4 protein-coding genes and 2 pseudogenes are annotated in these 7,036 nt (G+C 67.3%); 3 read left to right on the plus strand and 3 right to left on the minus strand.

Going from position 1 to position 7,036, the window contains the following annotated elements; translation table 11 throughout:
* Positions 1 to 315 precede the first annotated feature (315 nt).
* From ACFYZF_RS30485 to ACFYZF_RS30495, 3 genes are all read left to right on the plus strand, one after another.
* Entirely contained in the window at positions 316 to 1,179 is an 864-nt protein-coding gene (locus ACFYZF_RS30485; RefSeq protein ID WP_387026622.1) for an IS5 family transposase, read from the plus strand.
* Positions 1,180 to 1,452: 273 nt separating this feature from the next.
* Positions 1,453 to 2,805 (plus strand): SWIM zinc finger family protein, encoded by a 1,353-nt coding sequence (locus ACFYZF_RS30490; RefSeq protein ID WP_387026624.1) that lies wholly within the window; start codon positions 1,453 to 1,455, stop codon positions 2,803 to 2,805.
* The gene (locus ACFYZF_RS30495; RefSeq protein ID WP_387026626.1) at positions 2,805 to 5,405 is read left to right on the plus strand and encodes a DUF6493 family protein; all 2,601 of its coding nucleotides are present in this window, start codon (positions 2,805 to 2,807) and stop codon (positions 5,403 to 5,405) included. Before ACFYZF_RS30490 ends, ACFYZF_RS30495 begins: the two co-directional genes overlap by 1 nt.
* Before the next feature lie 330 nt (positions 5,406 to 5,735).
* On the opposite strand, the gene ACFYZF_RS30500 is transcribed toward ACFYZF_RS30495, so the two are convergent.
* The 3 genes and pseudogenes from ACFYZF_RS30500 to ACFYZF_RS30510 all read right to left on the minus strand — a co-directional run.
* Positions 5,736 to 6,251, minus strand: coding sequence for a recombinase family protein (locus ACFYZF_RS30500; RefSeq protein ID WP_387026628.1), 516 nt, complete (start codon positions 6,249 to 6,251; stop codon positions 5,736 to 5,738).
* 232 nt (positions 6,252 to 6,483) lie between these two features.
* Positions 6,484 to 6,615: pseudogene (locus ACFYZF_RS30505) on the minus strand (DUF4158 domain-containing protein); the annotation flags it as partial.
* Positions 6,616 to 6,734: 119 nt separating this feature from the next.
* Positions 6,735 to 7,036 (minus strand): annotated as a pseudogene (locus ACFYZF_RS30510) (hypothetical protein); the annotation flags it as partial.

The raw sequence follows: 7,036 nt of genomic DNA on the forward strand, positions 1-7,036 counted from the left end.
CGCCTCGCCACCGCCAGCCGCATAGCCCCACGAGCAGGACCTCTACCCCGCGGCCAAACCCACAACGGACATGCCCTTCCGAACCACCCTCTGACTGGACGTTTGTTTCGCGTTCGCGTCAGTAGCGACCGATTTACGCCTCGGCCTCGTCAGGGCAATATGCCGGACCTGACCCGGAAGGCGCACATCCAGGCCAGCTCCACCGTGACCAGAATCAGAGCATTTCAGCCCGCGATCGTGTCTGATTCACTTTCACCCGACATCGACGCACATGAGGTCCGCCGATCCGAGTCCCAGACGCCGTACGCCTGAATCATGACCGCGCGACGAGCCTATCCATCCGACCTGTCCGACGCCCGATGGGCCCTGATCGCACCCCGCCTGACCGCCTGGCGACAGGCCCGCACCGACGCCGGCGTCAGCGGCCGCACCCCCACCCACGACCTACGCGAGATCTTCAACGCCATCCTCTACGTCAACCGCACCGGCATCGCCTGGCGCTACCTGCCCCACGACTTCCCGCCCCACCCCACGGTCTACGGCTACTTCGCCGCCTGGAGCAAGGAAGGCATCTTCACCGAACTGAACTACCAACTCACCGGCCTCGTCCGTGACCACCACGGCCGCACCGTCGCACCCACCGCGTCCATCATGGACAGCCAGAGCGTGAAGACCTCCACCAACGTCCCACTGGCCACGCAGGGCACCGACGCCGGGAAGAAAATCGTCGGCCGCAAGCGCGGCATCATCACCGACACCCTCGGCCTCCTGCTCGCCGTCATCGTCACCGCCGCCAGCGCCAGCGACAACACCATCGGCATCAACCTGCTCGACCAGGCCACCACCACCTACCCCACCCTGACCAAGACCTGGGTCGACGCCGGCTTCAAGAACCGCGTCGTCGAACACGGCGCCCACCTCGGCGTCGACGTCGAGATCGTCACCAAGGACCCACAGGTCAAAGGCTTCAGCGTGGTCAAGCGCAGATGGGTCGTCGAACGCACCATCGGCTGGCTCATGCACCACCGCCGACTCGTCCGCGACTACGAAGCCCGACCCGACAACTCCGCCAGCATGATCACCCTCGCCATGATCGACAACCTCGCCAAACGCCTCACCACCGAAACCACCCCAACCTGGCGAGAACCCCTACAACCACAACACACACAAAATACGTGAATCAGACGTCCTCTGAGAGGGCGGTACGGCCAGGATCTGTTGGTAGGACTCGCTGATTATGACCGTGAGGGAGCGCTCTCTATAATGGCCCGGCGGAGCATCGAAACCTATCCCTCCTGGCTGTGCTCCCGTGGAGTGGACGGGTATTCGCATTGATACTGCATGCCGCCGCCAACACCGAGATCCGCCGACGGTAAGGATCGATGTGCGACACTACCCTCCACTATGTACTGCGCCTGGACGTCGGCTGTTTGCGGTCGGGGCGGTCGCGTCATGACAGAGACAGCGCATGCGGTGTCGTACGTTCGATCTTCCGAGGTGTACTCCGCACGCGGAAGCAAGATCGTCGGCCTGGAGACCTCTGGCGGTAGAACGTCGGAGGGGGCGGAGGCGAATCCGGGGTTCTTCTCCGGTTTCCTGACCGACCCGCGGATTGCCGCGTCCGGGCTGCTCGCCGTGGCCGATGTCGCCGCCACCCGCTATTACCAGCCGACGCTGAAAAGCTCTCTGGATCCGGTAGTCACCGGAAACGGTGACCGGCTGCGCTTCGAGTCTTTCTCAGGCTGTTGCGGGGTGTATGCGCGACTGGACATCCTCAGCGACGGTCTCGACGGAGGCGAGGTCGGTGAAGGCACGACCAATGTCGATGTCAACACCCCGCTGCGCATCGCACTGTCGCGGATCCTTGCCAATGATCCGTTGTACCTGCGGGTCGGCCCGGACGAGCTTGCGGTCACCACCGTCGACGGGCCGCTCGTGGAGAAGAAGGTGCCGCTGCCGCAGCGCTGGCTGCGTGGTTTCGCGGAGGCGCAGGTGATCGCCTCGGGGTTCGACCTGCGTGCCGAGGTGCCGGCCGCAGACGCGGCGCGGTTCCTGCGGTCGTTGCCGGCCCGCGGCCGGGTACCGGACCTTTGGGTGCTGCCCGTCGGGCGGACCCTGCGAACGACGGGCGGTCCGGCTCCGGGTGCTGTCTGCCTTCCCGGGCCCAGCCGGCTGGCGGCACTGGATCGGGTACTACGACACGCTCGGACCCTTCGCCTGTACGGTCCCGCGGTGACCGCGGGCAGTCCACCGGTGGCCGGCGCCTGGGAGGTGACGCTGCCTGGTATGCGGCTGACGTTGATGCTGTCGCCGCAGGTGTCGCGCGGGTTCTCCGGCGAGGGAGCGGTACTGGAGTCTCTGGCCGGCGAGGAGGTGCAAGCCGATGCGGATCTGATCTCCGTGCTGCTCGGCTGGGAGCCCCGCATCGACGTGGCCGACCTCGCTGCGCAAGCCGGGTTGACCGCCCACCGGGTGCGTTCGGCGCTGACCCGGCTGGGGACTGCGGGCCGGGTGGGCTACGACGCCGCGGAGGCCGCGTACTTCCATCGCGAGTTGCCGTATCGCGTCGGCCAGGCCGAACTGCACAATCCGCGGCTGCGCGACGCCCGGGCGCTGGTGCGGGCAGGCGCCGTGACGGTGGATGGTGAGACGGCGTCGGTCCGCTCCGGAGACAAGGTCTATCTCGTCGACCACCGCAGCGCGGTCATGGGGTGCACGTGCCCGTGGTGGGCTGGGCACCGGGGCGGCCGCGGTCCCTGCAAACACGCACTCGCGGTACGGATGACCACACGGGGAGACAACTGATGACCACTGAACGTGATGCACTGCTGGAAGCGATCCGGGCCGGCGACGAGGAACTGTCCACCGCCCTCGTCGAGAAGATGGACGTCGCGGCCCGCAGCGGGTGTGTGCCGGCGGTGACGCAGATCCTCCGCGGGTTGCGCCCGGAAAACGAGTGGCCGGTCTTCTACGCGGGCCGGCTGGCCGGCCTGGCCTGCCAATCCACACCGGCCGCGGCGGCGAAGTGGGTGCTCTTGATCAACCGGCTGCGCAGACATGATTTCCCTGCGTCGTCAGCCGAGATCCTGGCCGGGCGCGGCCCGGAATGGCTCGGCGAACTGGCGCATCGGCTCGCCGCCGAACTCGACAAGGAAAGAAAACAGTTCGAGGGGACGCCGCTGCACTATCACCTGGTGCAGAACCTGATCGGACTCTCGGGCTGTGCGACACCGACCAACTTCGGCTATGCGATTCAGCGGCTCCGGTTCGGCGGACTGACCAACCCGGACGCTCCGATACTGGTGCCGATCGCCCTGGAGGTCGAGGGCTTCGGAGCGTGGATGGGCGTCTTGGGCTTGGCGTCGGGCCTGGTGGACATGACAGCGTCCGGGAAACTCGATCGCACGGCCCTGATCGACCAGTGCCTGGGTCGGTTATTCCGCGGCGGACGACCGCATGAGCTGCGCGGCTTCCGGCGACTGCTGGACGATCTGGCCCTCACCGACGACGAACTCGCCGATCGGGCCGGCGATTGGGCCCGGCTGGCTGCGGACGCCGACGCGCCGACCGCCGGCGACGCGGTGCAGAGACTGCGCCGGTTGATCGATGCCGGACGGCTGGACGCCGGCCTGCTCGCGGACACCTCGCGCGACGTGCTGGCGCGCCCGGAGAAGGGACTGGTCAGCGCGCAGCTCAAGCATCTCGGTCAAGCCTTGCGGTCGAACACCGACGGTGCCGGCCAGTTGCTGACAGCGGTGACGGTGGCCTTCGGGCACGAAGACAACGCCGTGCAGGAGCAGGCCTGGAAACTCGTCGCCCGGCACATCGCGGCGGCGGACCCGGCGGCCCGTGCGCAGATCGTCGAAGCAGTCGCCGTACTCACCCCCGACCTGCGCGAGCAGGCGACCGCAGCACTCGGCGAGAGCACGCCCGGCAGCGAGCGCACGCGAACGCCGTACCAGGAGACGCTGCCGCCGGTGGTGGCGCCGCAACGCACCGCAGGACCGCCCGAAACCCTGCCGGAGCTGATCGGCGAGATCGTCGCGACCGTCGCCGCGCCGCACGCATCGACCGTCGAGTCGGAACGCGCCCTCGACGGCCTGGTGCGCTTCGCGCACCGGGACCGGGCGGCCCTGGCCGCAGCGCTGCGCAGCATCCCCGCCAAGCAGTGGCCCTGGCAGGGCGAAAGCCATTTTGCCTCCGGGTGTTTCCCCGACCGGCTGCCGTACCCGGTTGCGGGCATCGGCGTCATCGTTTTCGCCCTCCTCCTCGACGGGTTCGACGCCGAAAGTCTTCCCGTCGTACCCCCCGAGATGTCCGACAACGGAACCGGCTTCGCACCGCAGTGCGGGCACTGCGTGTTCCGTGCCGCCTGGCGAGCGCGGATCTTCGAAGCCGCCCGCGCTGTACTGGCCGTTCCGCCCCCGTTCCTGCTGTCCGCACCCTCCTGGCGTACCGGTGTGGTGGACGCCGACGTCCTGATGGACCGGCTGGCCGAGTACGCGAGACTCGGCGTTACGGCCGGACCGGCCGACTTCGACCAGGCTCTGCTACGGGTGCGGATCCCGAGCGGCCCCGAACGCGACCGGCTGGCCGGCGCCGCCGCCGCACTGGGCACCGCGGAGGGCACCAGGTTCGCGCAGTGGCTGCCGTCCGGCGGCCTCACGGTGGTCGAAGAAAGCACCGGTCTGGCCCTGCCCGCGCTGCGAGACGGGTTCACCGACCCGTTCCGGCGACTGGACGTCCTGCTGCGCAAGCACCACGACGGCGGCCCGATCAATCAGGACCTGCCCGACTCGTTCCTCTACCACCAGGCGGCCCGGCCGCTGGACCTGCCACAGTGGGTTGCCACGTTGCCGCTGGTACGCGAGTACATCGCGGCACAGATGATCTCGACGCGAGCCGGAAGAACGGATTACACCTACGTCTCGGACCTGCCGCTGCTAGCGGCGGCCGACGGCCCGATCGGTCCGCTGTTCCACCGGCTCCTAGCCAACACCTTGTCACGGGGTCGCCCGGACGGCGATATGGACGCACTGCTCCAGCTCGTCGCCCGCAACGAGATAAATGCGAAGAATGTCGGCGAGCGCCTGATCCCGGTGAACAAGCGGGGTGGACGGCAACCGGCACCTGACCTGCTCGACCTGGTCACCGAGATCGCCCGCATCGGCGCCCACACCACAGCCTGGAACATCCTGGCCGGCGCGCTGCCCGGCCTGCTCAGCGGAAGCGAGCTTCCACGCCGGCTCGGAGCCCTGCTGTCGCTGGCCGCCGACTGCGCGAGCACCTCCGGCGCGACCGGCAGCATCCCCGAACTGGACGCGATCGCCAACCGCACCGGCAGCTCGCAAACCATCAAACAGGCACGCCGCCTACGCCAAATCCTGACCGAAGCGGCGCGATGAGTGCCGGAAGCGGTGGGTGACGGCGCGGCCTCTGACGACGACGCCGTCTTCACCTTCTTGCCACGATCACCGCCAGCCGCTGCCGAGCGGGGATGCTGCCGAACCGAGTCAAGGCGCCGCCGATCATCATCGATACACCAGAAAGGCGAGCTGCGCACGGCGAGTCCGAAGTCCATCACCCCAACAGGGTGAGCCGCCTGTTCCACTTCCCGGTGTTGAACGGGGAGTTCAGGCGGGGTGCCGCAGCGCCGGCCCGCACTTTTCTATCGCGGAGAAGGCCCAGCAGCCCCACCATGTTGCCATGGCGTCGATGAGAAGCAGGGCATCAGGTTACGGCGCCGGTGGGGTTGCCGGCAGGCTGGCGAGGCGCCGGTAGATGGTGGGACAGATGACGCCGAATTCGGCGGCGATCTGTTCGACGGTGTAGATCAGGCGTCCGTCGGGCCCGGTCTCTTCGTACATCTGCTGGGCGATACGCGCCTGGCGCGGGGTCAGTTTGGGTTTCTGGCCCCCGGTGCGGCCGCGGCCGCGGGCGGCGGCGAGCCCGTCGTGGGTGCGTTCGGACATGAGCGCGTGTTCGAACTCGGCGATGGAGCCGAGGATCTGGAAGAACATCCGGCCCATCGCGGTGGACGTGTCGATGCTCTGGTCGAGCACGACCAGGTCGACGCCACGCTCCTGCAGTTGGGCGGACAGTTCCATGAGGTGTGCGAGGGAACGGCCGAGTCGGTCGAGTTTGGTGACGACGAGTTGGTCGCTGCGGCGTCGGGCGACCAGTAACGCCTTATCGAGTTCGGGTGGCGGGCGAGTTTGCCGGAGGCCTTGTCGATGAAAATCTGTTCGCAACCTGCCGCGGTGAGGGCGTCGTGTTGGGCGTTGGGGTTCTGGTCGCGGGTGGAGACCTTCCGTAGCCGATCCGCATGCCGTGAATGTATCGCGAACCCCCGAGCGCGTTACGAAGGCGCGGACACGGGTTACGTTACATAATTCAGCTGGGTAAACGTCTGTGTCGGCCAGGTGTATCGCGAACGGTCGTTACCGGTCACGGACCAGAAGTCCTCGCCCATCAGCAACTGCTCTGGAACTTGCCCAGGAACGCCTCGTCCGCGTCCGTGAGCGTGAAATGCCGAATCAACTCCACCCGGCCGATCTCCGGGAACGACCGTAACCGCGCCATCTCGTCCTCGGAGAACACATCCCGAGTCGCCACGAACCCACCACCCCGCCATCGACCGTCACCAAACGGACGGCAGGTTGCGGGCCGGTCAGATCAAGATTCAATGCCAGATCATTAGCGATGCTCCTATGGTCAAGTCCGGGTTGCTGCGGCTACCCGCCGATGGGGAAGTCGCGGATGGTGTGCCAGCCGTTGGGTTCCGGCGTCCCGGCGATGAGTCGGACCGTGTCGACGGTTGCGCGGATCGGCAGGAACCCGGCGACCGCATCGGCTGCTTCGATCAAGGCCTGTTTCGATGCGTCATGGCCAATGGTCAAGTGCGGCACGACGTCGGTGTGCACCCCTTCGTACGGCGGCGCCTGAGAGGGTGGTTCGGTAGCCTTTGCCCATTGTGGGCTTGGCTCAGTGTGTGAATGCGAGCGATGGTCGTAACCGGTGAGGTCTCCATCGCGTT

Source organism: Micromonospora sp. NPDC001898 (assembly GCF_042891255.1).
GTDB lineage: Bacteria > Actinomycetota > Actinomycetes > Mycobacteriales > Micromonosporaceae > Micromonospora.